The organism is Mycolicibacter sp. MU0102, from assembly GCF_963378105.1.
Lineage (GTDB): Bacteria > Actinomycetota > Actinomycetes > Mycobacteriales > Mycobacteriaceae > Mycobacterium > Mycobacterium holstebronense.
In genome coordinates this window covers 623,830-650,740 of the sequence record NZ_OY726398.1, presented here as the reverse complement: position 1 = coordinate 650,740, position 26,911 = coordinate 623,830, and the positions used below count along the sequence as shown (strand labels likewise).

At 67.0% G+C, this 26,911-nt stretch carries 30 protein-coding genes and 1 tRNA gene; 13 read left to right on the top strand and 18 right to left on the bottom strand.

From position 1 onward, the window contains the following. Window positions 1-92: 92 nt before the first annotated feature. A complete protein-coding gene (locus RCP37_RS03070) occupies window positions 93-878 on the bottom strand; it encodes a class I SAM-dependent methyltransferase (protein ID WP_308485564.1) in 786 nt (261 codons plus the stop codon). An 88-nt stretch (window positions 879-966) separates the two neighbouring features. Then, the gene (locus tag RCP37_RS03065; protein WP_308486916.1) at window positions 967-2,565 is read right to left on the bottom strand and encodes an amidohydrolase; all 1,599 of its coding nucleotides are present in this window, start codon (window positions 2,563-2,565) and stop codon (window positions 967-969) included. Window positions 2,566-2,639: 74 nt separating this feature from the next. Here RCP37_RS03065 and RCP37_RS03060 point away from each other — a divergent pair, with 74 nt between their 5' ends. Further along, complete coding sequence (locus tag RCP37_RS03060) at window positions 2,640-3,071, top strand: pyridoxamine 5'-phosphate oxidase family protein (RefSeq protein WP_308485563.1); 432 nt, start codon at window positions 2,640-2,642, stop codon at window positions 3,069-3,071. Between the two features lie 11 nt (window positions 3,072-3,082). After that, on the top strand, window positions 3,083-4,066 hold the full coding sequence (locus RCP37_RS03055) for an isopenicillin N synthase family dioxygenase (RefSeq protein ID WP_308485562.1): 984 nt from the start codon (window positions 3,083-3,085) through the stop codon (window positions 4,064-4,066). Window positions 4,067-4,105: 39 nt separating this feature from the next. Here the strand turns inward: RCP37_RS03055 and RCP37_RS03050 are convergent. Continuing rightward, window positions 4,106-4,188 (bottom strand) — tRNA-Tyr (locus RCP37_RS03050). A 79-nt stretch (window positions 4,189-4,267) separates the two neighbouring features. Here RCP37_RS03050 and RCP37_RS03045 point away from each other — a divergent pair. Continuing rightward, window positions 4,268-4,759, top strand: coding sequence for a YajQ family cyclic di-GMP-binding protein (locus tag RCP37_RS03045; RefSeq protein WP_067966930.1), 492 nt, complete (start codon window positions 4,268-4,270; stop codon window positions 4,757-4,759). A gap of 37 nt (window positions 4,760-4,796) precedes the next feature. Then, a complete protein-coding gene (locus RCP37_RS03040; RefSeq protein ID WP_373693153.1) occupies window positions 4,797-6,281 on the top strand; it encodes a flavin-containing monooxygenase in 1,485 nt (494 codons plus the stop codon). Window position 6,282: 1 nt separating this feature from the next. Here the strand turns inward: RCP37_RS03040 and RCP37_RS03035 are convergent, their stop codons facing one another. Beyond that, window positions 6,283-6,888 carry a TetR/AcrR family transcriptional regulator gene (locus tag RCP37_RS03035; RefSeq protein WP_308485559.1) on the bottom strand — a complete coding sequence of 202 codons (606 nt, stop codon included), beginning with the start codon at window positions 6,886-6,888 and terminating at the stop codon, window positions 6,283-6,285. A 25-nt stretch (window positions 6,889-6,913) separates the two neighbouring features. Between RCP37_RS03035 and RCP37_RS03030 the strand changes: the two genes are divergently transcribed. The 3 genes from RCP37_RS03030 (at window position 6,914) to RCP37_RS03020 (ending at window position 10,427) form a co-directional block, all read left to right on the top strand. After that, window positions 6,914-7,678 (top strand): SDR family NAD(P)-dependent oxidoreductase, encoded by a 765-nt coding sequence (locus RCP37_RS03030; RefSeq protein WP_308485558.1) that lies wholly within the window; start codon window positions 6,914-6,916, stop codon window positions 7,676-7,678. Window positions 7,679-7,734: 56 nt separating this feature from the next. Beyond that, a complete protein-coding gene (locus RCP37_RS03025; RefSeq protein WP_308485557.1) occupies window positions 7,735-8,760 on the top strand; it encodes an NAD(P)H-dependent glycerol-3-phosphate dehydrogenase in 1,026 nt (341 codons plus the stop codon). A 140-nt stretch (window positions 8,761-8,900) separates the two neighbouring features. Beyond that, window positions 8,901-10,427 (top strand): SulP family inorganic anion transporter, encoded by a 1,527-nt coding sequence (locus tag RCP37_RS03020; RefSeq protein WP_308485556.1) that lies wholly within the window; start codon window positions 8,901-8,903, stop codon window positions 10,425-10,427. A gap of 31 nt (window positions 10,428-10,458) precedes the next feature. Here RCP37_RS03020 and RCP37_RS03015 read toward each other — a convergent pair whose 3' ends face one another. From RCP37_RS03015 to grcC1, 3 genes are all read right to left on the bottom strand, one after another. Then, window positions 10,459-10,797, bottom strand: coding sequence for a type II toxin-antitoxin system HicB family antitoxin (locus tag RCP37_RS03015; RefSeq protein WP_308485555.1), 339 nt, complete (start codon window positions 10,795-10,797; stop codon window positions 10,459-10,461). A gap of 103 nt (window positions 10,798-10,900) precedes the next feature. Next, window positions 10,901-11,749 carry a zinc metalloprotease HtpX gene (gene htpX, locus RCP37_RS03010; RefSeq protein WP_308485554.1) on the bottom strand — a complete coding sequence of 283 codons (849 nt, stop codon included), beginning with the start codon at window positions 11,747-11,749 and terminating at the stop codon, window positions 10,901-10,903. Between the two features lie 73 nt (window positions 11,750-11,822). Beyond that, the gene (gene grcC1 / locus RCP37_RS03005) at window positions 11,823-12,839 is read right to left on the bottom strand and encodes a nonaprenyl/(2E,6E)-farnesyl/geranylgeranyl diphosphat synthase (protein ID WP_308485553.1); all 1,017 of its coding nucleotides are present in this window, start codon (window positions 12,837-12,839) and stop codon (window positions 11,823-11,825) included. Between the two features lie 42 nt (window positions 12,840-12,881). On the opposite strand from grcC1, the gene menJ reads away from it, so the two are divergent. From menJ to RCP37_RS02990, 3 genes are all read left to right on the top strand, one after another. Further along, window positions 12,882-14,102 (top strand): menaquinone reductase MenJ, encoded by a 1,221-nt coding sequence (menJ, locus tag RCP37_RS03000; RefSeq protein ID WP_308486915.1) that lies wholly within the window; start codon window positions 12,882-12,884, stop codon window positions 14,100-14,102. A 69-nt stretch (window positions 14,103-14,171) separates the two neighbouring features. Then, complete coding sequence (locus RCP37_RS02995; protein ID WP_308485552.1) at window positions 14,172-14,846, top strand: class I SAM-dependent methyltransferase; 675 nt, start codon at window positions 14,172-14,174, stop codon at window positions 14,844-14,846. Window positions 14,847-14,860: 14 nt separating this feature from the next. Then, window positions 14,861-15,304 carry a nitroreductase family deazaflavin-dependent oxidoreductase gene (locus tag RCP37_RS02990; RefSeq protein ID WP_308485551.1) on the top strand — a complete coding sequence of 148 codons (444 nt, stop codon included), beginning with the start codon at window positions 14,861-14,863 and terminating at the stop codon, window positions 15,302-15,304. Window positions 15,305-15,315: 11 nt separating this feature from the next. Here the strand turns inward: RCP37_RS02990 and RCP37_RS02985 are convergent, their stop codons facing one another. After that, window positions 15,316-16,005 (bottom strand): demethylmenaquinone methyltransferase, encoded by a 690-nt coding sequence (locus RCP37_RS02985; RefSeq protein ID WP_308485550.1) that lies wholly within the window; start codon window positions 16,003-16,005, stop codon window positions 15,316-15,318. A 69-nt stretch (window positions 16,006-16,074) separates the two neighbouring features. Between RCP37_RS02985 and RCP37_RS02980 the strand changes: the two genes are divergently transcribed. Together RCP37_RS02980 and RCP37_RS02975 are read left to right on the top strand one after the other, a co-directional pair. Next, window positions 16,075-16,899, top strand: coding sequence for an SDR family oxidoreductase (locus RCP37_RS02980; RefSeq protein ID WP_308485549.1), 825 nt, complete (start codon window positions 16,075-16,077; stop codon window positions 16,897-16,899). A 22-nt stretch (window positions 16,900-16,921) separates the two neighbouring features. After that, the gene (locus RCP37_RS02975) at window positions 16,922-17,560 is read left to right on the top strand and encodes a DsbA family protein (protein ID WP_308485548.1); all 639 of its coding nucleotides are present in this window, start codon (window positions 16,922-16,924) and stop codon (window positions 17,558-17,560) included. Between the two features lie 24 nt (window positions 17,561-17,584). Here RCP37_RS02975 and RCP37_RS02970 read toward each other — a convergent pair whose 3' ends face one another. The 4 genes from RCP37_RS02970 to RCP37_RS02955 all read right to left on the bottom strand — a co-directional run bounded on the left by RCP37_RS02970 (window position 17,585) and on the right by RCP37_RS02955 (window position 20,948). Continuing rightward, window positions 17,585-17,782, bottom strand: a complete 198-nt coding sequence (locus tag RCP37_RS02970) for an excalibur calcium-binding domain-containing protein (RefSeq protein WP_046283245.1) — start codon at window positions 17,780-17,782, stop codon at window positions 17,585-17,587. A 142-nt stretch (window positions 17,783-17,924) separates the two neighbouring features. After that, complete coding sequence (locus RCP37_RS02965; protein WP_373693100.1) at window positions 17,925-18,413, bottom strand: DUF3592 domain-containing protein; 489 nt, start codon at window positions 18,411-18,413, stop codon at window positions 17,925-17,927. A 38-nt stretch (window positions 18,414-18,451) separates the two neighbouring features. Beyond that, window positions 18,452-20,107 (bottom strand): 2-succinyl-5-enolpyruvyl-6-hydroxy-3-cyclohexene-1-carboxylic-acid synthase, encoded by a 1,656-nt coding sequence (gene menD, locus RCP37_RS02960; protein ID WP_308485546.1) that lies wholly within the window; start codon window positions 20,105-20,107, stop codon window positions 18,452-18,454. Window positions 20,108-20,117: 10 nt separating this feature from the next. Beyond that, window positions 20,118-20,948, bottom strand: coding sequence for an alpha/beta fold hydrolase (locus RCP37_RS02955; protein ID WP_308485545.1), 831 nt, complete (start codon window positions 20,946-20,948; stop codon window positions 20,118-20,120). A 71-nt stretch (window positions 20,949-21,019) separates the two neighbouring features. Between RCP37_RS02955 and RCP37_RS02950 the strand changes: the two genes are divergently transcribed. Next, entirely contained in the window at window positions 21,020-21,709 is a 690-nt protein-coding gene (locus tag RCP37_RS02950) for a sensor domain-containing protein (protein WP_308485544.1), read from the top strand. Window positions 21,710-21,802: 93 nt separating this feature from the next. Here RCP37_RS02950 and RCP37_RS02945 read toward each other — a convergent pair whose 3' ends face one another. From RCP37_RS02945 to RCP37_RS02920, 6 genes are all read right to left on the bottom strand, one after another. Then, window positions 21,803-22,759 carry an o-succinylbenzoate synthase gene (locus RCP37_RS02945; RefSeq protein WP_308485543.1) on the bottom strand — a complete coding sequence of 319 codons (957 nt, stop codon included), beginning with the start codon at window positions 22,757-22,759 and terminating at the stop codon, window positions 21,803-21,805. A gap of 153 nt (window positions 22,760-22,912) precedes the next feature. After that, on the bottom strand, window positions 22,913-23,350 hold the full coding sequence (locus RCP37_RS02940) for a hypothetical protein (protein WP_308485542.1): 438 nt from the start codon (window positions 23,348-23,350) through the stop codon (window positions 22,913-22,915). After that, window positions 23,335-24,972, bottom strand: coding sequence for a hypothetical protein (locus RCP37_RS02935; protein ID WP_308485541.1), 1,638 nt, complete (start codon window positions 24,970-24,972; stop codon window positions 23,335-23,337). The genes RCP37_RS02940 and RCP37_RS02935 overlap by 16 nt, the downstream gene beginning before the upstream one ends. Before the next feature lie 3 nt (window positions 24,973-24,975). Next, window positions 24,976-25,305, bottom strand: a complete 330-nt coding sequence (locus RCP37_RS02930) for a hypothetical protein (RefSeq protein ID WP_308485540.1) — start codon at window positions 25,303-25,305, stop codon at window positions 24,976-24,978. Between the two features lie 50 nt (window positions 25,306-25,355). Next, a complete protein-coding gene (locus RCP37_RS02925; RefSeq protein ID WP_308485539.1) occupies window positions 25,356-26,216 on the bottom strand; it encodes an amidohydrolase family protein in 861 nt (286 codons plus the stop codon). An 81-nt stretch (window positions 26,217-26,297) separates the two neighbouring features. Beyond that, on the bottom strand, window positions 26,298-26,846 hold the full coding sequence (locus RCP37_RS02920; protein WP_308485538.1) for a TetR/AcrR family transcriptional regulator: 549 nt from the start codon (window positions 26,844-26,846) through the stop codon (window positions 26,298-26,300). Window positions 26,847-26,911: the final 65 nt, after the last annotated feature.

Sequence of the window (26,911 nt, the reverse complement as noted above, 5' to 3'; positions counted from 1 at the left end):
CATCATGCCGCGAGCCGGAATCTGGCGACGCCCAACTGGCGTGTCGCGTCGCCAGATTCCGGCTCGGCGCAGAGGTGGCAGAGGTGGCGCGGTCAGGCGGGCTTGGCAGCAATCACCTCGATAGCGGCCATGTTGTTGCGGTGGCGACGGAACGTCGCGCGCATGTTGAGCACCCGGGCCCGGGCGTCGGCATCGCGCAGCACGTTGAACACAAAACGCAGCGCCCCGACCAGACCCTCGTCGGCGATCAGCCGGTGGGGCTCCAGCAGTGCCATCGGCGCATACGAGATCTTCTCCACGGTGAAGCCGGCCTCGGTGAGCAATTCGGTCCACTCCGCGGCGGTCAGCGGGCGGGCGTTGACCTTGATGGAGCGGGCCAGCGCGGTGCGGACCTCGTCCTTGACGGCCTCGGGCACGTCGATGGGCTGCAGGACCATCTCGTGAATGGCGTAGCGGCCGCCGGGGCGCAGCACTCGGTAGGCCTCCCCGATGATCTCGGCCTTGTGCGCGTTGGTCTGCATGGTCAGCATCGCTTCGCCGATGACGACGTCGGCGCTGTCGGCGTCCAGGCCGGTCTTCGATGCCTCGCCGGTGACCACGCGTCCCCGTTCGCCGACCACCGAGCGGACCACGCCGGCAGCGTTCTCATCGGCCTCGACGCCGGTGTAGGTGCCGGGGCTGTTCTGCAGGATGTCCTTCGCGGTGCGCCCCATGCCGGGTGCGAGTTCTACGACGTCGGCGCCGGCCAGCTGCGCATCGGCCAGCATCCGGTGGGTCAGCTCCAGCCCGCCGGGCCGCAGCACCCGTTTGCCCAGGCGGGCGAACAGCCAGTGGCCGGGCAGATCAGCGGTTTTGCGGTCGGGCATCGGCAGGCTCATGCAACGAAGGTTAGCCTTACCAGCCTTGAGCCCGCTAGGGGACTTTAGACCCCTAAATCTCCTGTAAATGGCCGGATGGCCTGTCGTTTCAGACCACCTGGCGGCCGGCCAGGAAGGTGGCGCGCACCTCTAGATCCGCGATCGCTTCCGGGGCGACGGTGCGGGGGTCGGCCGACAACACCACCAGGTCGGCGTACTTGCCCACCTCGAGGGAGCCGGTCACCTCGTCGGCGAACAGCTGCCAGGCCGCGTCGAGGGTTTGCGCCCGAATCGCCTGCTCGACGGTGAGCCGCTCTTCGGGCGCCAGGACCCGCCCGCTGGGCGCAATCCGGGTGGCGGCGACGCTGATGTTGCGCAACGGCTCTTCGGGGGTGACCGGCGCGTCGTTATGCAGTGAGATGCGCATACCCGTCGCGACGGCGGACGCCGCCGGCATCCACCGCGAGCCGTGTTCCTCGCCGAACAGTCCGTCGACCAGAACATCACCCCAGTAGTGCAGGTGGTCGACGAACAGGCTGCAGGTGACGCCCAGCGCGGCGGCGCGGCGCAACTGCGCGGGCTGGATGGCGCCGACGTGTTCGAGGCGCAGCCGATGATCGGGCCGCGGGTGCCGCGCCAGCACGTCCTCGTAGACATCGAGGATGGTGTCGACCCCGTTATCGCCATGGACATGGCAGGCCATCTGCCAGCCGCGTGGGAAGTACGCCTCGACGATGCGGGTCAGTTCCGCACCGGTGTAGTTGGCGTGCCCGCACGATCCGGGCTCGACGCCGATGGTGCGGGTGGCGTCGGTGTCCAGGTACGGGAACGACAGGTCGATGTTGCCGATCCAGGGTGAGCCGTCCACCCAGATCTTGATCCCGACCTGGCGCGCCATGTCGTCGCCGTCCCCGGGCGAAGCATCGGTGTGCAACGCCTCGTTGGAGATCTCGTAGGTGCGCAGCCGCACGGTCAGCTCGTTGCGCAGGTGCTCAACCAGCGGCCGGAACTGCGGCGAAAACGCCATCTCCGAAATAGTTGTCAGGCCGGCCCGGTTGAGCCGCGCGCATTCGGCGCGCAGCATCGCCGGGGCGTCGCCGGGCAGCATCGCCTTACCCAGCAGCGGAATGAGCGCCGCGGTCTCCTCGGCGGTCCCATCCAGTTCGCCGGTGGCGTCGCGGCCGTATTTCGCACCGATCGGGTCGGGGGTGTCGCGGCTCAGCCCGGCCTGTCGGGCGGCCGCACCGTTGAAGTACGCCTTATGGCCCGAGTTGTGCACGATCACCAGCGGGTGCTCCGGGGCGACGGCGTCCAGCCAAGCCAGGGTGGGTTCGGGAAGCCCGGGCTGCAGCAGCGCGTCCCAGCCGATCGCGTAGGCCCCGTCGGCGCCGCGGGCGGCGACCTCCTGGTGGATCAGTGCCACAACGGCGTCGGCATCGGTCAGGGTGACCGGCCGGATATCGACCATCCGGCCGGACAGCACGACCGACTCCATCAGGGGATGCCCGTGCGCCTCGACGAAACCGGGCAATAGGCAACCGTCACCGATGTCGAGCACCCGGGTGTCAGGGCCGATGAGGCCGTCCATGTCCTTGCGGTCGCCGACCGCGACGATGCGCCCGTCGGCGACGGCCAGCGCCTCGGCGGTCGGTTGCGCGTCATTGACGGTGAGCACCGTGCCGATGACGACGAGATCCGCTACGGGCATTCCGGGCTCCTTCTCGGCAGACATCGCCGGAGTGTAAGTGGAATAGCCCCCAGCCCCGCACTGTTCGACCCGGTATGCCCAAACCTTTTACCGAGAACGAACGCCAGCAGTTTCTCGCCGACAAGCACGTGGCCGTGTTATCCGTCGCCGCCGCCGATGGCCGCCCGCCGGCCAGCGTCCCGATTTGGTACGACTACACCCCCGGCGGCGACATCCTGGTCAATACCGGCGCCGGCCGACGAAAAGCCAAGCTCATCGAGCAGGCCGGTGCGGTGACGCTGGTGGTGCAGCGCGAAGAACTGCCCTACCAATATGTGATCGTCGAAGGCACCGTGGTCAATGCGGTCACGCCGGCTCCGCTGCCGCAGCGCGAGGCCATCGCGATCCGCTACCTGGGCCAAGAAGGCGGCCGGGCATTCGCCGCCAACATGGACGGTGCATCCAGCGTGCTCTTCACCATCCGGCCCGACCGCTGGCTGACCGCCGACTTCTCCGGCGACCTGTAGGCGGTTGGCCGATGCTGCCTGTGCTGGACCTGGCCGACGCCGATACCGACACCGCGGTGTTTCGTCTGGCCTTACGGGAGGCCGCGCACACCTGCGGCTTCTTCTACCTCACCGGCCACGGCATACCCGAGGAGCAGAGCACCGAGATCCTCCAGCTGGCCCGGCAGTTCTTCGGACTGCCCGAGGCGGAGAAGAACCAGATCAGCCAGTTGAAAAGCCCGCATTTCCGGGGCTATTCACGTCTGGGCGGAGAGCTGACGAACGGGCGTGTCGACTGGCGAGAGCAGATCGACATCGGCCCTGAACGTCCGGTTCTACCCGCAGCGGAGGGGTACTGGCACCTGCAGGGCCCGAACCTGTGGCCCGCGCGGCCCGCAGCCTTCCGCTCGGCGTTCGAAGCGTGGGACCGATCGCTGTCTTCGGTGGGCCTGCAACTGCTCCGGCACTGGGCGGCGTCGTTGGGAGCCGCCGAAGACCTGTTCGACGACGCATTCGCCGCATCGCCGGCGACCCTGATCAAGGTCGTTCGCTATCCGGCAAGCCCGCAGGCTGGCCAAGGGGTCGGCGCTCATAAGGATTCGGGCGTCTTGACCCTGCTGCTCGTCGAGCCGGATTCCGAAGGGCTTCAAGTGGAAATCTCACCCGGCGACTGGGTCGATGTTCCCCCGCTGGCCGGTGCCTTCATCGTCAACATCGGCGAACTGCTCGAAGTCGCGACCGACGGCTACCTGCGGGCCACCCGGCACCGGGTGCGCTCGCCTGGGCCCGGCACCGACCGGATATCTGTTCCGTACTTTCTCAACCCGGCCCTGGATGCCACCGTTCCGCGCATCACCCTGCCCGCTGAGCTCGCAGTGCTGGCGCGGGGTGTGGAGACCGATCCGGACAACCCCATCTTCGACACCTACGGTGAGAACGCGTGGAAGTCCCGCACCCGGGCCCACCCCGACGTCGCCGAACTACACCACGGGATCAGGCCGGCCAGTTCTCGGTGAAAACAATCAGGCCCCCTCGAAAGGGGGCCTGATCAGGTGTGGCAGGTACAGGATTCGAACCTGTGTAGGCTTCCGCCGACGGATTTACAGTCCGCTCCCATTGGCCGCTCGGGCAACCTGCCGTAGTGCGCCTAGCAGACTACAACGAGGATGTACCTCAGACACAAACGGCCAGCACAACTCAAGGAGAGGACAGGTCTCGTGGCGGACTCATCGTTCGACATCGTCAGCAAGGTCGACCGGCAGGAGGTCGACAACGCCTTGAACCAGGCCGCCAAGGAGCTGGCCACCCGGTTCGACTTCCGCGGCACCGACACCACCATCGCCTGGAAGGGCGAGGAGAACATCGAGCTGGTCAGCTCCACCGAGGAGCGGGTCAAGGCCGCTGTCGATGTGTTCAAGGAGAAACTGATCCGACGCGACATCTCCATGAAGGCGTTCGACGCCGGGGACCCGCAGCCGTCGGGCAAGACCTACAAGGTCAGCGGCAGCCTCAAGCAGGGCATCGACGCCGAGCACGCCAAGAAGATCAACAAGCTGATCCGCGACGAGGGCCCCAAGGGCGTCAAGTCCCAGGTCCAGGGCGACGAGATCCGGGTGTCCTCGAAGAAGCGCGACGACCTGCAGGCGGTCCAGGCGCTGCTCAAGGGCGCCGACCTGGATGTGGCCTTGCAGTTCGTGAATTACCGGTAACCGGTACCGCTGGTCCGGCCGCCGCTGCGTGCTTAGGCTGGGGCTCGTGACTACCGAAGAGGTCGTGGACGTCGTCATCATCGGAGCCGGCATCTCCGGTATCGGCGCGGCGTATCGCATCGCCGAGCGCAACCCCGGCACCCGCTACGTCATCTTGGAACGGCGTGAGCGCATCGGCGGGACCTGGGACCTGTTTCGCTATCCCGGGGTGCGCTCGGACAGCAGCATCTTCACGCTGTGCCTGCCGTATGAACCGTGGACCCGCCGCGAACGGGTCGCCAACGGCGACGAGATCCGCGACTATCTGACCGACACCGCGCGCAAGCACGGCATCGACGACCACATCCGGTTCAACCACCACGTCACCGCGGCCGACTGGGATTCGGCGACCGACACCTGGACGGTGACGGCGGACGACAACGGGACGCAGCGGACCTACCGCGGCCGGTTCGTGTTCTTCGGCTCCGGTTACTACAACTACGACGAGGGCTACACCCCAGACTTCCCGGGATCGGAGACGTTCGCGGGGACGCTGGTGCATCCTCAGCACTGGCCCGAAGATCTGGACTACACCGGCAAGAAGGTGGTGGTGATCGGCAGCGGCGCCACTGCGATGTCCCTGGTGCCGGCGTTGGCGCAGCGCTCCGGTCACGTGACCCTGCTGCAGCGCACGCCCACCTATCTGGTCTCGGCGAGCATGTACAGCCGCTTCGTTGACGTGGTCGCAAAGCTCTTGCCCCGCAAGGTGGGTCACCCGATCATCCGGTTTGTGATGGCCCTGTTCGAGGGCTACGTCTGGTTCCTGGCCCGCAAGACTCCCCCGCTGTTGAAGTGGATCCTGCGTCGCACGGCTGTGCAGAATCTGCCGCCGGGTTATCCCGTGGACACTCACTTCAAGCCGCCGTATCAACCGTGGGACCAGCGCCTGTGCCTGATTCCCGACGCCGATCTGTACGCCGAGATCAGCGCCGGGCGCGTCGAGATGGTCACCGACCGGATCGACCACTTCGACGCCACCGGGATCGCCTTGCAGTCCGGGGCGCATCTGGATGCCGACATCATCGTCACCGCCACCGGCCTGCAGTTGCAGGCGCTCGGCGGGGTGCGGATCAGCTTGGACGGCACCGAGATCAAGTCCACCGACCGATTCGTCTACAAGGCGCACATGCTCGAAGACGTGCCGAACCTGTTCTGGTGCGTCGGCTACACCAACGCCTCCTGGACGCTGCGGGCCGACATCACCGCCCGGGCCACCGCCAAACTGCTGGCGTACATGACTTCTCGCGGCTACACCCACGCCTACCCGCACCTGGGTGACGAGCCGATGGCCGAGAAGTCGGCGTGGGATATCCAGGCCGGCTATGTGCTGCGCGCGCCGCACGCGCTGCCGCGCTCCGGCACCAAACGACCCTGGAATGTGCGGCAGAACTACTTCGCAGACGCCCTGGACTTCCGGTTCGACCAGATCACCGAATCAATGGTGTTCGGGCGGGCCGGGGAGGCCATCCCGCTGGCCGGATAGGTCACGTCTCGGCACGTAGCGCGGCGATGCCGCGGTCCAGGGCGGCCTCCAAGAAGCCGAGATCACCGGTGGCGAGCAAGATGCCGACGCCGCCCTGGATGCCCGCCAGTAGGGCGGCTGCCGCTGAGTCGGCGTCGATGCGCCCCGCCATTTTGCCGCCCTGTTGCATGGCGCGGATCCCCGCCGCGATCTCGGCGTGCCACTGCCGGATCAGCGACGAGGTGACCGCTTGGGCCGCGGGCGTGGTCCGCCCGAGTTCGGACATCAGTACCGCCAGCGGGCAGTGTTGCCCCTGTCGGCGGTAGCGGTCGACCACGGCGTCACGCCAGCGCTGCCAGGCCGCCCAGGACGTGAGCTCGCCCAAGTAGGGCTGCTGGTCGGCCAGCACCAGCTCGGCCTCGTGTTCGGCGACGGCGAGCAGCAACTGTTCCTTGCCGCCGGGAAAGTAGTGGAACAACTGGCTCTTGGAGGTCTGGGTGCGCGCCCGGATGTCATCGAGCGTGGTAGCCGAGACCCCGGCGGTGCGGATCTCCGCGGCGGCGCCCTCGATGATCCGCCAGCGGGTGGCCGCCCCTTTGCTGGTCAATTTCTGGACTTGCGGGTCCATTTTGATAGGTGAACTATCTGGACTCATGGGTCCAAACAGTACGCGGCTTGCAGGCCGCACAGCATTGATCACCGGTTCTACCGCCGGACTGGGGGCCGGCATCGCCACCGCGCTGGCCGAGGCCGGCGCGTCGGTCCTCATCAGCGGACGCGATCCGAAACGCGGAGCCGATGTGGTGAAGCGCATCGAATCAGCGGGTGGCCGCGCTGCGTTCATCGGCGCCGATCTGGGTGCCGGCGGAGCGGAGGTCACCCGCTTGGCCGCCGAGGCAACAGCCGCCGTTGGCGGTGCGATCGACATCCTGGTCAACAACGCAGCCATGCTGCTGATGCCGACGCCCACCGCGGAGGTTCCCGAGCAACAGATCCGCGACGCGTTCGCGATCAACGTGTTCGCCCCGTTCCTGCTGACCGGCGCGCTCGCGCCCGCGATGGCACAGCGCGGCAGCGGCGCGATCGTCAACGTCGGTTCGATCAGCGGGCTGATCGGGTCGGCGAATTCAGCGCTATACAGCGCGACCAAGGCCACCGTCCACTCGCTGACCAAGTCATGGGCCGACGAATACGGCCCCTCCGGCGTGCGCGTCAATACCGTTGCCCCCGGACCGATCCGGACCGAACGCGGCGCGGAGTTCGAAGAGCATGTGGCACCCGTGCTGGCCCGGATTCCGTCGCGGCGAATGAGCACCGTGGCCGAGGTCGCGGCCGCCGTGGTGTTCCTGGCCAGCGACGACGCCGCCAATATCCACGGCACCACGCTTTCGGTCGACGGGGGCTGGTCCGCCGTTTAGGCGACATGTTCACAAACCGGGGGTACAGCCGTGACGACGGCAATACGCTGTCGCTCATGCCTGCTGCTACTCGTACACCCAATGTCGTCGTGCTCGGAGGCGGATCGTTCGGTACCACGGTGGCGTCCATCTGCTCGCGCCGTGCGCCGACGCTGCAGTGGGTGCGATCGGAGGCGACCGCCGCCGACATCAACGACAACCACCGCAACAGCCGCTACCTGGGCAACGATGTGGAACTGTCCAGCACGCTGCGCGCCACCACCGATTTCGCCGAAGCCGCGCACTGCGCCGACGTCGTCGTGATGGCGGTACCGTCGCACGGCTTCCGCGGAGTGCTCGAGGAGTTGGCCACCGAGCTGCGCCCCTGGGTGCCGGTGGTGTCGCTGGTCAAGGGTCTCGAGCAGGGCACCAACATGCGGATGTCGCAGATTGTCGACGAGGTGTTGCCCGGGCATCCGGCCGGCATCCTGGCCGGCCCGAACATCGCCCGCGAGGTCGCCGAGGGTTATGCCGCGGCGGCGGTGCTGGCCATGCCCGACCCGGGCCTGGCGTGCGAGCTGGCGTCGCTGTTCCGCACCAAGCGATTCCGGGTCTACACCACCGACGACGTGGTCGGGGTCGAGATGGCCGGCGCATTGAAGAACGTCTACGCGATCGCGGTCGGCATGGGCTACTCGCTGGGAATCGGGGAGAACACCCGGGCGATGGTGATGTCGCGTTCAGTGCGCGAGATGTCCAAGCTCGGCGAGGCGATGGGCGGCGCCCGCGACACTTTCGCGGGCCTGGCCGGGATGGGCGACCTGATCGTCACCTGTACCAGCCAGCGCAGCCGCAACCGCTTTGTCGGCGAGCAGTTGGGCTCCGGCAAGCCGATCGACGAGATCATCGCGTCGATGAATCAGGTGGCCGAGGGTGTGCGGGCCGCCAGCGTGATCATGAAGTTCGCCGCGCAGTATGGGCTGAGCATGCCGATCGCACGCGAGGTCGACGGCGTGATCAACCACGGTTCGACGGTGGAGCAGGCCTACCGTGGCCTGATCGCCGAGGCGCCCGGGCATGAGGTCACCGGCTCTGGCTTCTAACTGTATGGTTCCTGTGCGTTCGCTCCGAATGTGTAACTTGTGTTTACTTCCTGGACATGTCGCATTACGCCTTTGGCAATAAGACATGAATAACTTCTCTGCATCTCAGCAATATCTTATGAGGGCAGGGGAACTACCGGATGCTGACCGCGCAAGCCAACGTCAAATCACGCCTCAAATCACGAACAGCCTGGTCCCGCTCGATTCTGCGGTATGACCTGCCTGCCTCCCTGGTGGTGTTTCTAGTCGCTCTACCGCTGTCACTGGGTATCGCCGTGGCTTCGGGCGCACCGGTGCTGGCCGGTCTGATCGCCGCAATCGTCGGCGGGCTCGTCGTCGGCGCCCTGGGCGGGTCACCGCTGCAGGTCAGCGGACCGGCGGCCGGACTGACAGTCATCGTCGCGGATCTGGTGGGGCGCTTCGGCTGGAAGGTGACCTGCGCTATCACCGTCGGCGCCGGGGTGCTGCAGGTCCTATTGGGGTTGAGCCGGGTGGCGCGGGCCGCGCTGGCGATCTCGCCGGTCGTGGTGCACGCGATGCTGGCCGGCATCGGCATCACGATCACCCTGCAGCAGCTGCTCGTCCTACTCGGCGGCCGCTCGGCGAGTTCGGCCTGGGAAAACCTCGCCAACCTGCCGGAGGGGCTGATCGAGTCTCATGGGGCCGAGCCGATCCTGGGCATCCTGGTGATCATCATCATGCTTGCCTGGCGATCGGTGACGGGTCCGCTCGGCCGGATCCCCGGGCCGCTGGTCGCAATCGCCGGAGCAACGGTGCTGTCCTTGGTCTTCTCGCTCGAGGTGCGTCGCATCACCCTGGACGGATCACTGCTGGATGCCGTGCAGCTGCCCGCGCTGCCGGAGGGCAACTGGGCTGCCGCCTTCGTCGGGGTGGTCACCGTGGCGTTGATCGCCAGCGTGGAGAGCCTGCTCTCGGCGGTGTCGGTGGACCGGATGCACACCGGGCCGCGTACCAATTTCAACCGCGAACTGATCGGGCAAGGCACGGCAAACGTCGCCTCGGGTTTCCTGGGCGGGCTGCCGATTACCGGGGTGATCGTCCGCAGCGCCACCAACGTCAACGCCGGCGCTAAGTCGCGGGCGTCGGCCTTCCTGCACGGCGTGTGGATCCTGCTGTTCGCTCTGCCGTTCGCGGGCTTGGTGCAGCAGATTCCCACTGCGGCGCTGGCAGGCCTGCTGATCACCGTCGGAGTTCAACTGATCAAGATGATTCACATCGAGACGGCCTGGCGCAGCGGCGATCTCGTCGTCTACGTGACGACGGTGGCCGGCGTGGTGTTCCTCAACCTGCTGCACGGGGTGCTGATCGGGCTGGTGCTGGCGATGGCCTTGACCGGTTGGCGGGTGATCCGGATGAAGATCACCGCCGTGGGCAGGGACGACGAGTGGCTGGTGACCGTGTCCGGGGCGTGCACCTTCCTGGCGCTCCCCCGGCTGACCAATGTGCTGGCACACATTCCCGCCGGCACGCACGTCACGCTCGCCATCAAGACCACCTACATCGATCACGCCGCCGAGCAGGCCCTTGAAGATTGGCTGCGGCAGCATTGCGCTACCGGCGGTACGGTGCTGGTCCCCAGCGAATCCGACTCCACGGCGGACGCAGCCGACCCGTGTGCCTCGTGCGCACCATCGCGGCGGGGGTGAGATGAGTGCGAATCGGATAGCGCATCCGGTATCACCAGTCGAGCAGGCTGCTCGGCGGCCGGTCGGCCAACTTCTGCACGATCCAGTGGTTCATTGACACGTGCTGGTCAGCGGCCTCGACGGCGAGCCGGGCATGCAGCGACGGTGAGGTACGGACCACGAAGTTGCCGCTGAAGTTCCGGTCGGTGATGGGAGGCGGTAGGTCATCGCCCTCAGACTCGGCCAGGTGCTCATCGACGGCCTGCTCAACACCGGCGATAGCCTCCCGCAGCGTCGGGGCCCAATGCTTCAAGAAGGGCAGTTCCAGGCAGCGGCCGACGTATTCGTCGTGCTCGCGAGACCATTCGGCGCGGTAGGTGTAATGGTTCATGCCCGGTAGTAGCGCATGCGCTATCCGATTCGACAAGACATCTATCCCCAAGCGCGGGTGCGAAAGTGGCAGATGGGGTGCGGGGGCCAGCAGGCGGACCGCGTTAGCCGCGGGCCATGTCCTCCAGGCGCCGAATCCGGTCGGCCATCGGAGGGTGGGTGGCGAACAGCTGACCGACCTTCTCCCCCGCGCGGAACGGGTTGGCGATCATCAGGTGCGATTGGCTGGCCAGTTCCGGCTCGGGCGGCAGCGGGGCGGCCTGGACACCGTCGGAGATCTTGCGCAGCGCGGACGCCAGCGCCAACGGGTCACCCGAGAGCACGGCACCGGATTCGTCGGCCTGGTACTCGCGCGACCGGGACACAGCCATCCGCACCACCGAGGCCGCCAACGGCCCCACCAAGGCGACCAGCAGCATCGCCAACGGGTTGCCGTCGCGGCGGTTGCCCATGAACATCGCCATGTTGGCCAAACCGGTGATCACCGAGGCCAGTGCGCCAGCCACACACGAGATCAGGATGTCGCGGTTGTACACGTGCGACAGCTCATGACCAAGCACCGCGCGCAACTCACGCTCGTTGAGCAGCCGCAGTATTCCGCTGGTGCAGCACACCGCGGCGTGGCGCGGGTTGCGGCCGGTGGCGAAGGCGTTGGGCGCGTTGGTGTCGCTGACGTACAGCCGCGGCATCGGCTGGTGGGCGGTCGTGGCCAGTTCCCGCACAATCCGGTAGATCTCCGGCGCCTGGACCTCGGTCACCGGCTGGGCCCGCATCGCCCGCAGCGCCAGCTTGTCGCTGTTGAAGTAGGTGTAGGCGTTCATCCCCACGGCGAACAGCACCGCCACCCACATCATCTGCGGTCCGAACGCCCGGCCCACCAAGACGATCAACGCCGACATCACGAACAGCAGAAAGAACGTCTTCGCCGTGTTGTGGTGCGGGTGCCAGGTCATCGACTTCCTCCTTGGAGAACGACCATCGTGCTCATTAAACGCCGCCGGGGGCGCACGAGTTCCGCAATCGTGGTCAGCCGTGCCGGTTGACGGTGTAGTCGACCAGGCTGGCCAATGCCGCGCGACCGACGCACTCGGGCAGCTCAGCGAGCTCCGCGCGGGCCTGCGCGGCATAGTCGGCCACCGTCTGCTTGGCCTTGACCATGCCGGCCGACGCCCGCAACAGCCCCAGCGCCTCCTCGACCGCCGCGTCCTCGGTGACGGGGCCGGCCAGCAGCACTCGTAGCCGCTCGGCGTCGGCACCCGTCTCCTGCAGCGCGTAGAGCACCGGCAGGGTGTGCACGCCCTCGCGCAGATCGGTGCCGGGGAGCTTGCCGGACTCATCGGGATCGGAATCGATGTCGATGATGTCGTCGGAGATCTGGAAGGCGGTGCCCACGATCCCACCCAGCCGGGCCAGTCGCTCGATCTGACCGTCGTCGGCACCGGAGAACGTCGCACCGAAGCGGCCCGACGCCGAGATCAGGCAGGCCGTCTTCTCGTAGACGACCTTGAGGTAGTGCTCTATCGAGTCCATACCTTCGGCCGCCCCGCGCGTCTCGCGCATCTGTCCGGTCACCAGCTGGGCGAAGGTCTCGGCGATGATCCGCACCGCATCCGGACCCAGCCGCGACACCAGGCGTGAAGCGGTGGCGAACAGATAGTCACCGGCCAGGATCGCGATGTTGTTGCCCCACCGCGCGTTGGCGCTGGGCGCCCCGCGGCGGATCTGCGCCTCATCCATCACGTCGTCGTGGTACAGCGTCGCCAGGTGCACCAGCTCGATCACCGCACCGGCCACCGTCACCTGCCAGGCATCCGGCTCGGGCCCCAGCTGCGCCGACAGCACCGTGAACAGCGGACGGAACCGCTTTCCGCCAGCGTCGAACAAGTGCGTCACAGCCTCTGTCATCAGGCCGTCTCCACCGCGCAACTCGGTGTCCATCAGCTCTTCGATGCGGGCAACCCCATCGCGGACCCGGTCCGCGAAACCCGGGTCACCCAAGCCGCCGAAATCCAACCCCGCCACCACGTTCGCCGGTGTCCTCACGGCTCCAACATACTGGTCAGTGTGAATTCCAGCGCTGAGACGGTGGCCGAGGTGGTGATAGTCGGTGCGGGGCCGGCGGGGTCGGCGGCAGCCGCCTGGGCGGCGCGAGCGGGCCGCGACGTGCTGGTGATCGATTCCGCGGCGTTCCCGCGGGACAAGCCGTGCGGTGACGGACTGACCCCGCGGGCGGTCGAACAGCTGGAGTTGCTGGGGCTTGGTGAGTGGCTGGACAGCCATATCCGGCACCGGGGTCTGCGAATGGCCGGCTTCGGCGGCGAGATCGAAGTGGACTGGCCCGGCCCCTCGTTCCCGTCAACCGGCAGCGCGGCGCCGCGTACCGAACTCGACGAACGCATCCGCAAGGTCGCCGAGGAGTCCGGTGCCCGAATGTTATTGGGCGTCAAGGCCGTCGGCGCCCACCACGACGCGGCCGGACGAGTGCGCTCGGTGGTGTTGGCCGACGGTACGGAGATCGCCTGTACGGCGCTGATCGTTGCCGACGGAGCCCGCTCCACGCTGGGCCGCGTGCTGGGTCGCCAGTGGCACCAGGAGACGGTGTACGGGGTGGCCGCCCGCGGCTATCTGGCCTCACCGCGTAGCGACGAACCGTGGCTGACATCGCATCTGGAGTTGCGATCCCCGGAGGGCGAGGTGTTGCCGGGCTACGGCTGGATCTTCCCGCTGGGCAACGGCGAGGTGAATATCGGGGTCGGCGCACTGGCCACCGTCAAACGGCCCGCCGATGTGGCGCTGCGGCCGTTGATGTCCTACTACGCCGACCTGCGTCGCGAGGAGTGGGGATTCGAGGGCCCGGTGCGTGCGCCGGCCAGCGCGCTGCTGCCGATGGGCGGCGCGGTCTCGGGTGTCGCCGGGCCTAACTGGATGCTGATCGGCGACGCCGCGGCCTGCGTCAACCCGCTCAACGGCGAGGGCATCGACTACGGCCTCGAGACCGGGCGGCTGGCCGTCGAGCTACTGGAGAATGCGGGCGGCGCCGACCTTACCCAGGCGTGGCCGGAGTTGCTGGCAGCCCACTACGCGCGCGGCTTCTCGGTCGCCCGGCGACTGGCGTTGCTGCTGACGTTCCCCCGGTTCCTGCCCGCCACCGGCCCGCTGGCGATGCGCTCGACGCTGCTGATGCGGGTGGCGGTGCGGGTGATGGCCAACCTGGTCACCGACGACGACGCGGATCTGGTGGCGCGGGCCTGGCGCGGCGGGGGACGGCTGTCCCGGTTGATCGACCGCCGCCGCCCGTTCTCCTAACGCCGGGGGTCGCGCCATAGGTATATCAACATCATTGACATATATCAGCGGCGTTGCTATACCGGGGTAATGAGCGATTCAATGGAATTCCAGTTTGACGCTGTCTACCGGGGTGAATCCGAAGAGCTGGGGGTGGGCACCAAGCCCCCGTGGAGCATCGGGGAGCCCCAGCCCGAGTTGGCCACCCTGATCGCCGAGGGCAAGTTCCACGGCGATGTCCTCGACGTCGGCTGCGGCGAGGCCGCCATCTCGCTATATCTGGCCGAGCACGGGCACACCACAGTGGGCCTCGACAGTTCGCCCACCGCGATCGACCTGGCCCGCCGTGAAGCGGCCAGGCGCGGTTTGGCCAACGCCTCCTTCGACGTCGCCGACATCAGCGATTTCACCGGCTACGACGGACGCTTCGGCACCATCGTCGACAGCACGCTGTTCCACTCGATCCCGGTGGAGGCCCGCGAGGGTTACCAGCGCTCCATCGTTCGGGCCGCCGCGCCCGGGGCGTCGTACTTCGTGCTGGTCTTCGACAAGGCCGCCATCCCCGAGGGCCCGCCGTTCGCGGTGACCGCCGACGAGCTGCGTGAGGTGGTGTCGAAGTACTGGGTGATCGACGAGATCAAGCCGGCCCGGCTGCACGCGGTGTTCCCCGACGAGTTTCCCGGGTTCGGCGGCGTCCCACTGCGCGACGAGCCAGGCGGGCGCAAGTCGGCTGCGGGCTGGTTGCTCTCGGCGCACCTGGGCTGAAAAGGAGCGCCGCCATGAGTGACCCGAAGCCGCCGCGCTGGCTCAAACCGGTCAACAAGGTGATGATCGGCCTGCAGAAGCTGGGCATCCCGACCGGGCCACCGATGGTGCTGACGGTGCCGGGCCGCAAGTCCGGTCAACCGCGCAGCACCCCGATGACGCCGTTCACCGTCGACGGGCAGCTCTACACGGTGGCGGGTTTCCCCAAGGCCGATTGGGCGCTCAATGCCCGGGCGGCCGGTGCGGGTCTGCTGCGCCACGGTCGCCGCGAACGGCCGGTGCGCATCGTCGAGCTGTCCGCGGAGGCGGCGCGCCCGGTGTTGCGGGCGTTCCCGGTGCAGGTGCCCGTCGGCGCCCGCTTCCTCAAGCAGGCCGGACTGGTGGACAAGGGCACCCCCGACGAGGTCGAGGCGCTCGCCGGCCGGATCGCGGTGTTCCGGTTCGACCCGGCTTCCTAGGCCGAGCAGGGCTATCGCGGTTTGCGGGCCGAGTGCAGCGCGACGATGCCCCCGGTGAGGTTGCGCCAGGTCACGTCCGACCAGCCCGACGCGCCGATCTGCTGGGCCAGCGCGGCCTGATCCGGCCAGGCGCGGATCGATTCGGCGAGGTAGACGTAGGCCTCCGGGTTCGATGACACCGCGCGTGCCACCGCCGGCAGCGCCCGCATCAGATACTCCTTGTACGCGGTGGCGAACACCGGCACGGTCGGGGTGGAGAACTCGCACACCACCAACCGGCCTCCGGGCCGGGTCACCCGGGCCATCTCCCGCAGTCCCGCGGTGTGGTCGACGACATTGCGCAACCCGAAGCTGATGGTCACGGCGTCGAACACCTCGTCGCCGAACGGCAGCTTGGTGGCGTCCCCGGCGACCTTGGGCACGGGCCGGCCGGCACCGGCGGCCAGCATCCCCACCGAGAAGTCCGCCGCCACACACCAGGCACCAGATTTTGCGAGCTCGACCGTCGACACAGCGGTACCGGCGGCCAGGTCGAGCACCTTCTCCCCCGGCTGCAACTCAAGTGCTCTCCGGGTGGCCTTACGCCAGGAGCGGTCGCGTCCCAGCGACAGCACCGTGTTGGTCAGGTCGTAGCGACGAGCGACGCCGTCGAACATCGACGCCACGGCGTGCGGGTCTTTGTCCAGGCTGGCGCGGCTCATCTGTTTGACGCTACCTGTGAACCCCCGCGATCCGGGAATGGGGCGACGACGACGACGTTGCACACGTTCATGACCGAAAAAGTCTGGTTCATCACGGGAACGTCTCGCGGATTCGGCCGGGAGTGGGCGATCGCCGCACTGCAACGCGGAGACAAGGTCGCCGCCACCGCCCGCAACATCACCACACTGACCGACCTGGTCGAGACCTACCGCGACGCGATACTGCCGATCGCCTTGGACGTCACCGACCGCGACGCGGACTTTGCGGCTGTGCGGCAGGCCCACGCGCATTTCGGTCGGCTCGACATCGTGGTCAACAACGCCGGGTACGCCGAGTTCGGCTTCATCGAGGAGCTTTCCGAACGGGCGGCCCGCGACCAGATCGAGACGAATGTGTTCGGCGCACTGTGGATCACGCAGGCTGTCCTGCCATATCTGCGTGAACAACGCAGCGGTCATATCGTCCAGGTGTCGTCGATAGGCGGCATCACCGCGTTCGCCAACCTCGGTATGTACCACGCGTCGAAATGGGCGCTGGAAGGCTTCTCGCAGTCGCTGGCCGAGGAGGTGGCGCCGTTCGGTATCCACGTCACGTTGATCGAGCCGGGCGGTTTCGACACCGACTGGAGTGGGCCGTCGGCCAATCGCGCCGACGCACTGCCGGCGTACGCCGAGGCCCATGCCGCAGCCGACGCGGCGCGGGCCACCCGCGCGGTCTATCAAGGCAATCCGAAGGCGTCAGCCGCGGCGCTGCTGCAAGTCGTCGACGCCGAGAACCCGCCGCTGCGGGTGTTCTTCGGCGCGCTGCCGCTGCAACTGGCCAAGGCCGACTACGAGAATCGGCTCAAGACCTGGGAGGCGTGGCAACCGGTCTCCGAACAGGCGCAGGGCTGAGCCCGTCGCTAGGCTGGCAGCCATGCGGTCCCTGATGCTCGTCGTGACGATCGCGCTGTGCGCGCTGATGCCGGCGACCGGCGTCGCCCGCGCCACAGCTGCCGACACCGCCCTCACCGCCGATCACTTCGGTGTTCGCGCGGGGTCTGCAGAGGCCCCGGTGCAGCTGGAGATCTTCTGCGATGCGCAGTGCTCCGAGTGCGCGAAGTTCGAGGCGGCCTCCAGTGACGCCCTGAGCCGGCACCTGGCCGCCGGCGACGTCGCGGTGACCTACCGGTGGATGACGTTTCTGGATGCCCGGCGCAAAAACGACACCTCTGCGCGCGTCGGCAACGCGCTGATGGCAGCGGCCGATCCGGCTACCTCGGCCGGTGCCTACCAAGCTTTCGTGACCGACCTGTACCGCCACGGCGGCACACCCAGCGTGGAGGACATCGCGACCACCGCGCGCGAAAGCGGCCTGCCCGATCACGTGGTGGATCGGATCGCCGCCGGGCAGCAGGTCGTGGACGCCACGTCGATGAACGCGTTCAATCGCGTACAGCTGCTGTCGGCGAACCCGGAGAGTCCCGGCACCCCGACGGTCTACGACTTGGCGACCAAGACCGTGGTGGACACCGACGACGCCGGCTGGCTCGACCGGCTGGTGAATGAGCGCTAGCCGGTCAGCGCTGCCCACCGCTGTTTATTCGCAGGCGATTCCGTCACCATCGCGGTCCAGCGCCCTGCGGTAGCCGGGCTCGCCCTCGCGAATCGGCGCCGCACCGGCCTTACGGGCCTCAGTGCAGTTCTTGTAGTACGGCTCTGCAGCGGCGACGGGAGTGGTTGCGATACCCACCCCGAACGCGAAAATGCCTGCAAGCACCACAGCGCGACGGATCATTAAACGTCTCCTCACCGTTGAGGACCACCGTGTGGCAGTAAACGAACAACGCGAAATCCGCAGCAGCCTAACAAGCACTTTGGCGATCGTCAGCAAAAATCGGCGTTCGCGTGAATTTGAGGACTTTTGGCCCCACCCCGCGTTACGACTGCGCTCTGGCCCACCGTCGTTCGGCGACATTGCATCCCGCCAACGCCGCGATCCCGATCAGCCAGGCGATCACCGCCACCGATCCTGCCGGGATGACCGCCAGTACCGCGGTACGGTGCTGGACCCGCACCAGGTCCGGATCGGACTTGTCATATTCGACGTAAATCCGCATCCCGGTGGCCAATTCGGAGGGATACAGCACACCAAGCTCGGGGCGATAGGTGATCCGCTCCGGCGTGACGAACTCGATGGTGGAGCGCCGAAAGCCTGCGTTGAGCACCTCGGCCTCGGCCACGCCCATGTCGCGCTCGATGGTGATGTCGTTGCGCCACGCACCCGCCACCAACAACACCGACTGCAACGTCACCAACGACACCAGGATCACCACTCCGGTGCGTGCCCACCGCAGGAGACGCGCGGGCCAGGTGTTGCGGGGCAGTGCGCCATTGCCGCGAATCAAGGTGCGCAGCAACGGCTTCAACGTTCGATAGGCCCTATTGGACCGACAATCAGGCAGTCTCACAACGCGGCCTTGATCGCGGCGTGCAGTGTCCGCAGCGATGAGCGGTCGGCCTTGACCTCAAGCACCCGCACGCCGCCGGCGGGTTCGGCGAGCGAGGAGGCCAGGTCGTCGGCCTCAACCTGCTGGAATTCGACGTGATAGGCGTGGCACAACGCGGCGATGTCGACGTCATGCGGGGTGCCGAAGATGCGTGACGAGACGTCGGCGAACCGTGGATCTCCTTGCTCTAGCAGCTCGAAGATGCCGCCCCCGTTGTCATTGGAGACCACGATCGTCAGCTCCTGGGGCCTCGGTTCGGTGGGCCCGATCAGCAGACCGGAGCTGTCGTGGACGAACGTCAGATCCCCGATCAGCGCAATGGTGCGGGCGTCGGGGTGCTGTTGTTCGTGAGCCAGGGCGGCACCGATCGCGGTGGACACCGTGCCGTCGATGCCGGCGACCCCGCGGTTGGATCGCACGGTGACACCCCGGGCGCTCGTGGCGTTGCCCAGCCCGACCAGTGCGGCGTCGCGCACCGGGTTCGAAGCGCCCAGCACCAACTGATCCCCGGGGCGCAGCGCGTCGGCCACGGCGGCGGCCACGTGCAGGCCGGTGGTGAGCGGATGCGCCGCCAGCTGCGAGCGCACCGCGGCATTGGCCTGGGCGTTCAGCTCCGTGCAGCGGCGCAGCCAGGCCGGATCGGGTTTCCCGGAAGTGACGGCTCGGGTGCCGGTGGCCTGGGAGTTACCCGACACGTCCGGCCAGCGTGGCCCGGTGGTCAGCGCGTACACCGGCACGCTCGGGTCGGCCAGCAGCGTCGACACCGGACGATGCAAGGTAGGCCGGCCGGCCATGATCACCTGCTGCGGGCGCAGCAGCGGCAGCGCGAGCGGGTGCAGCGGATTCTCCGGTATCGGGGCCGTCGGCTCGGCGACGGTGGGCAGTGCCGCAAGGTTCGGGTGCGGCCCCGCACCGTGCCCGGCGATCACCACGGTGTCCGGAGACAAGTCGATGTCCAGGGGTTGGTCGAAGCTGACCGGCGGCGTGAGAGTCCAGGGACGCCCGTCTGGCCGGCCCGGCGGCTCCGGTGGCCCGTCTGTTCTGGCGTCGGGTACCAACGGCTCGCGCAGCGGGATGTCGAACTGCACGGGACCAGCATTCGCGGTCCGAGATCCGGTGGCAGCGACCAACACTCGACACACCGCCGAACGCCAGGTGGCGTTGAGAGCATCCATCCGCTCGGGGGCGTCCTCGGCCAGCCCCAGGCTGATGGCGGCGCGCACCTGTGTGCCGAAGTAGCCGAGCTGCTCCATGGTCTGGTTGGCGCCGGTACCGAGCAGCTCGTAGGGACGGTTGGCGCTCAGCACGATCAGCGGCACCCGCGCGTAATTGGCTTCGACCACCGCCGGACCCAGATTGGCCACCGCGGTACCCGAGGTCATCGCCACACAGACCGGGGCTCCGGCGCTGACCGCCAGCCCGATCGCCAGGTAACCGGCGGTGCGTTCGTCGATGCGCACATGCAGACGCAGCCGGCCGGCCCGGTCGGCGTCGTGCAGCGCGAAGGCCAGCGGCGCATTGCGTGATCCCGGGCACAGCACCACGTCGCGGACACCGCCGCGGATCAGCTCGTCGACGACGATGCGGGCCTGTGCCGTCGAGGGGTTGGTCATTGGTACCAGGTTAGTCGTGCGCCGCAGGCATCGGCGCCCACCGGAAGGGCTTGCCATCGACCTCGGCAAGGAACTCCAGGGCTGCCTTGTTGACCTGGTCGGGTTTCTCGATGAAACCGAGGTGCCCGGCGTCCGGGATCTCCAGGTAGCGCGCACCCGGGATCGCGTCGGCGACCTCGCGGCTCAGGTGCGCCGGGGTCACGACGTCGTCGCCGAAACCGATCACCAGCACCGGCTGGGTGATGTTGGCGTAGGCCGGCAGCCGGTTGGTCAGCGGCGCCACGTCGAGCTGGCAGCGCAGCCCCGGGGTGCTTTTGACCGGCCACATGGTGAACATCGCGATCCAGTCCTTGATCGCGGCGTCATCGCTGAGCGTCTTGGGCGAAAAGCTCTCCAGCAGACGCACTTTGGCTTCATACTCGGCGGGGAGTTCCACACGGGACTCGGCGAGCTTCGCCTCCGCCTGATAAAAGAACTCCCGGGCGCGGTCGTGGCGGCCGCGGGTGGCCATCAGGACAGCGGATTTCACCAATTCGGGCCGGGCCAGCATCAATTCCTGAGCGATGAACGAGCCCATCGATACCGCGACGATGCGGACCGGGCCGATGTTCAGCGATTCGATCAGCTGGGCGGTGTCGGCCACCATGGTTTCGGTGGTGAATCCCGAGGCGTTCTCGGTAGCACCGATGCCGCGGTTGTCGAAGGTGATCGGGCGGTATCTGGCGAGCTGGAATTCGCGCACCTGGTGCAGGTGCCAGCCGCGGCCGGCGCCGCCACGCCCGGCGATGAACAGAACCGGCTCCCCATCCTGATTACGGTCGTCGTAGGCGAGGTTGGTCACCAGAGTGAAGGTACGCGACCCCTCGACGCTTTATGGTGTCAGGATCGCAACTGCGCAGCTGGGGGACGGTGATGCGGATACGGAGCGTCGGGTTGGCATGCACGCTGGTGCTGGCCGCCGCCGTCATGGCCGACTGCGCACGGGTGACCGGCGGCGTGGCGGTACCAGCCGACCAGGACGGGCCCCGCCCGGTGACAGCCGCGATGCTGCCGGAACTGTTGCTGAAGGCGACCACCGTCAGCGACATCATGGGTGCGCGGGGTATGCGCATCAAAGACTCCCGGACGCGGATGTTCGATTCGGGCCGCCAGTTTCCCGACCACGACTGCCTGGCGGCGTGGATGCCCGTCGAGAAGTCGGTGTATACCGATGCCGACTGGACCGCGACCCTCACCCAATCCCTCAGCGAGAGCGCACAAGACCACTTCGTCATTCAGTCCGCGACGGTGTTCGCCACCCGCGATGCGGCACGCAGTTTCTTCGACGCCACCGCCCGCGCTTGGAACTCCTGCGGCGAGCGGACATTCGCGACCGCCAAGGACGGCTATCCGGACACGTACTGGACGTTCGACACGGTGGCCGACGTCGACTCAACGGTGTGGATGACCCAGCATCAGGACGACAGCGCGGGCTGGTCGTGTCAACGGGCCCTGCGGGTGACCAACAACGTTGCGATCGACGTGCTGGCGTGCAAGCTCTATGTCAGCGACGAGGCCGTCACGATCGCCAACGGGATCGACGCGCGGCTGCCCAGCGTGTGAGCCCTTGGCGGCAAGCCCGTGTACGCGCCGAGTGTGCGGCTTGGTAGGCGATTCCGCGGTTTTGCCCACCAAAACGCACACTCGACGAACGATTCAGCGGTCACCCAGCAGCGGGTGGCAGGCCTTGATACGTTCGATCCACCACTGCCGCCGCTGCGGCGAAGCGGCCAGGGCCTTCAAGCGGGCGGGGTCCGGAGCTATGGGCTGTACCGGCAGGTAGCCGTCCTTTTGCGCAGGGGTCTCGGCGATGTCGTCGACGAACAGCGATCCAGTGCCCAGCCCGCAGGCGTGCTGCAATTCCGGCAGCGCGGCCGCTGCACGCAGGCCGGTCGCGATACCGACTGCCGAGTCGATCGCGCTGGAGACCACCACCGGGATGCCGATCTGCTCAGCGATCTTCAACAGCGCTGAAATGCCGCCCAGTGGTGCGACTTTCAGCACGGCGATATCGGCGGCCCCGGCTTTTGTGACGGCCAGCGGGTCGGAGGCTTTGCGGATGCTCTCGTCGGCGGCCACCGGCGTATCGATGCGACGGCGCAGCTCCGCGAGTTCGGCGACGGTGGCGCAGGGTTGTTCGAGATATTCCAATGCGCCCAATGCCTTTGCCGCCTCAACCGCCTGATCGAGCGTCCAACCGCCGTTGGCATCGACGCGCACGGTGGGGATGAGCGCGCGGACGGCTTCGACGCGGGCGACGTCGTCGGCCAGGGTCTGGCCCGGTTCGGCGACTTTGACCTTGGCGGTGCGGGCGCCGGGGAACCGGGCCAGCACCTCGGGAACTCGTTCGGCGTCGACGGCGGGCACGGTTGCGTTGATCGGAATGCGGTCGCGCAGGGGTTGTGGCAGTTGGTGATAGGCGCTCTCGAGTGCCGCGGCCAGCCAGTGCGTCGCCTCGAGCGGCTCGTACTCACCGAACGCGCCGAACTCCCCCCAGCCGGCCGGGCCGTCGATCAGGGCCACTTCGCGCACCGTGATGCCGCGGAACTTGACGCGCATCGGCAGCGCCACCACGTGTAGGCGGTCGAGGATGTCGTCTAGAGGCGGCGGCATCGGTCTATGGTGCCGGTCGGGTGGTGAGGTGCGCTACTAGCCGTCGTTAGTTCGCAGTCCGACTGGGATGGAAGGGACTCCGAGCTCCTCGGACAACCGATCGATCTCGACCTGAAGTTCACGGAATTGCCGTCGAATGAAGGGACCACTTCATCAACTCTGCACGATAGCCGTGCGCGCCGAATCCAAGTCCTCTGCTATGCGCCGAGTAAGCCATTCGAGGCGTTTCGACGTCGTGTCGCAGGCTGCACGCTCCTCGCGAAGCTTCCGCACGAGTACCTCTAGCGGCAGATCAGCTGTGTCTGCGAAATCGCTGAGGTGGCGCCACTTTTTCGATCGACCGTAGGCGCCAAGCTCATTCGGTGCGCTCAAGGGAGCGATCATCGCATTGATTTCCCCCTCGCGTGAATAGTGGTAAACCTGAATCTTGCAGTCAGGACCGCGGTAATAAGCAACCGAGCTCGTCAGCCCCCCCTCGTCAACGAACTCATCAACCTCTTCGACCGCGAATCCCAGTCCCGAGAGGAAAGGATCCACAATTCTCCGGACTTCTTCTATGAATTCGTTTACCAACATCAACCCTTCACCCATGCGTTGCCAACTCGCTGATAGCCGTACTCTGGCGCGTTCCCTACCAGGAACTCAATCTCTCTCGCGGAGAACGAGTCTGGAAACTTCAGAAGAACGGACTCAAGTGACGGGCATTCGTCACTCAGGACGTATTCAATGCGGGACACGCCGCTTTCCATTTGGGTAAGCAGGAACTGTTCGTTTACTTGCCACGCAAGGTTGTCCGCTTGGGACGTGCCGAGCCCACTGGTGAGCGCGTCCCATGTCGAACTCCCGGTGTCGAAGTAGATCCCACCGTTGGCCCTGGCCTCGCCGATGTAGCCGCCCTCCTGACCGTCGAATCTGCCCAGGACTGCCCGGTCCGGATTGGGGCCGACGTAGTGGGTCGACATGTCAGCGACTTCCTGACTGAGACCTGCGGTCGGCCCTCCGTGCAGACTTGCATGATTGAGGTCCATCGCCGAACCTTCCGCCCAGGGATGGTAGGCGGCCGAGGTATCGAGACCGATCTCCGCGTACGACGAAACGGCTGGCCCGGTGTCGAGTACGCCAGGGCCGATGTCGCCGAGCCCTGCCCGGACCATGGCACCCTCCCCAGCGAACGGAAGGGTGACCGCGGCGGAACCGGCGTCAAAGGTCTTCTCGCCGAGGTAGTAAGCGAGGCTGGGCGCCTCGAGCGCCTCCTTGATTTCTGCCACACCGGCGCCGACGGGGTTGATCATGGCACTACCCACGCCCTTGGCCATCCCGCCCCAGGATTCCAGAACACCCGGGGCGCCCGGCCCACCCTGACCCAGCAGATTCTTGACGGCTTGTTCAGTGGCTCTCCAACGGTCACCGAGTCCGTCGCCGTAGCCGGGTGCCGCGGCCCGCTGCGTTTCCGGGGGGATATAGCGCGGCAGCGGCTGTCGGGCGGCGACCACGGCCGCGTTGATCCGCGCCTCGATCTGATCCGGTGGAACACCGTCATTCCTCAAAACCTGCCGGGCCAGAACTTTGAAGGACTCCACGTCCATGGGATTCGACAGCACTGGAGGGACCGAGCCACCGCCCTGCCGCGTCTGATTCAGCAGCCACGACAGACTTCCGGCCGCCGCATCACCGGATGCGCCAGCCTCCCAGTTCGGCATCGGCGGGCCGAATATCGCGCGACCGTCCGCGTTGACATTGGTGTCGCCGACCACCGCCCGGATGGCAGTGGCCAGATCCTGGTCGGTCCTGCTGGCGTCGGCCATCAGCTTGGTCAGCCGACGTTGCAGGGCGTCGAAGTCGCTACGCTTCTTGTCGACGACCTCCCCGCTCAACCGTCCAGCCGAACTGATGGACCAGTTATTGCTCGACGCAGTTGATTTGATGGAGGACCATTCCGCCTTACACGCCGCGACCTCAGCCCGTGCGGCATGGAAAGCGTTGGCGATCGCGGCTGCCTCTGTCTGGTGCTCGGTGATGTCAGCGCGGTGTTTGCCCAACTGTCGGCGAAAGGCGTCGCCGCCGTGGCCCTCCCAGTCCTTGAGCCCCTTGCCGGCATCGCCCAACGCCCCGCCGAAATCGGCCTTACGCGCGGAGCGTTCCGTGGCGATCTCGAATGCCGTGTCCAGGGTTTCGAGATTCCACTTCTCGATGCCGTCGGTGGTGATCGTCATGCGCTACGAAGCGCCGGTTCCTTTGGGAACGAGCACGGTGAACATCCTGGCGTGCTCCTGCTCCATCGCCGTATAGCGACGACCGCCCTCACGCATTGCTTCGGAGAACGCGCTCACCCGTCCGTGCAATTCCGCGTCGGCCGCCTCCCAGTGCGCAGCCAACTCAGCCAGAGCCTCCGCCGAGCTTCCGGCCCACGCCGTGGCACATTCCCCCAGGTAGCCGGCGTGCCGGACCGAGAATGCGTTTGCCACATCGGTCGCGTCGGCCACCCGCGAGGCGTGGGTATCCAGCAGCGCTGGTTGCACTGAGATCATGGCGGGATCAATCGGCACCGAAGCCATGCTCACCCCTCCCGTTGGAGCCCCGAGCAAAAGCTAGCAAGTTAACCGCAATTACCGCCAGTCACCTGCACTGCCGAGTTCTCGCCTCGCAACTTGAACACCCGCTCGGCGTTCCCCCGCAGATAATCCACGCGCGCCTGATCCTCGAGACCGAGCTCATGCAAGCCGTCCAAAGCATGGGCGTGAATGATCATCGGATAGTTGGTGCCGAACAACACCTTTCGTTGCCCGGTGCGGGTTCGCATGAATCGGATCAGCTCGTCCGGGAGCCGCTTGGTGGTGTAGGCCGAGGTGTCGATGTAGACGTTCTCATGCTTGCGGGCGACCGCAACCATCTCTTCGGTCCACGGGTAGCCGACGTGTCCGCACACGATGGACAGTTCCGGAAAGTCCAGTGCCACTTGGTCGATGTAGGGAATCGGGCGACCGGTTTCCGACGGTCGCAGCGGGCCGGTATGCCCGACCTGGGTGCAGAACGGCACTCCGAGTTCCACGCATTCGACGAACAGTGGGTAGTAGCGCCGATCGGTGGGAGGCGCGTTCCACAACCAGGGCACCACACGAAGCCCGACGAATCCGTCGTCGCGGACCCGGCGCCGCAGTTCGCGGACGGCCTCCATCGGGCGGTCCAGGTCGACGGTGGCCAGTCCCGCGAACCGATTCGGGTGTGCTGCGACCCATTCGGCGACTTCTTCATTGGAGACCAGGTCCATGCCGTTGGGTCCACGCCAGGCACTGAGCAGGCCGAAATCTACGCCTGCGGCGTCCATCGCCGACACGGTGGCCTCGATGGGGATCTCCTCATCGGGCATCGCGCCGCCGGTCCAGCGTCGCAGGGACGCCAACATGTCGTGATCGAGGAACCGCCGGGTCGGGTGCTGCATCCACACGTCGATGGTCATCGTCCCCACCGTAGACAGCTCGGGCTTTTGCGGCGGTCCCAGCTTCGCCTCTCCTTCGTCGAGCCTCGCTGAACCACCGGGTCAGCCGGCGGCGGCCACTCCGGCAACGAGCAGATCCAGCAGGCGTCCGGTCTGCTCGGGCGAGCCGCTGGTCAAGAAGATCCCGATCAGGCTCGACACGACGTCGTCGGCGCGTACATCAGCGCGCAGGCTGCCGTCGCGCGCGCCGGCCCGCAGCAGCAGATCGACCGCGCCGACGATGCGCTCACGTGTCTCGTTGGGCTCCATCGCGCCGGACTCGACGATGGCGCGCAACGACTCGGCCATCCCCCGCTTGGCCGCCACGAAGCCGGCGTAGCGGTCCATCCAGCGACGCAGCGCCACCTTCGGCGGGTGGCGGGTGGCCAGCTGTTCAGCGACGGCCGCGACATCGCCCAATTCAGCGCGGTAAACGGCCTCGACCAGTGCCTCGCGATTGGGAAAGTGCCGGTAGAGCGTGCCGATACCGACGCCGGCATCGCGGGCGATCGATTCGAGCGGAACCGGACTCCCGTCGGAGTCGCCGAACGCGGCGGCGGCGGCCGCCAACAGCCGTTCTCGGTTGCGGCGGGCATCGGATCTCCCAGACAAAGCGGAGGAACCTCCGTTTCTGTTACGCTGCTTAAGCGGAGGGCCCTCCGCATCTTTGCCAGTGT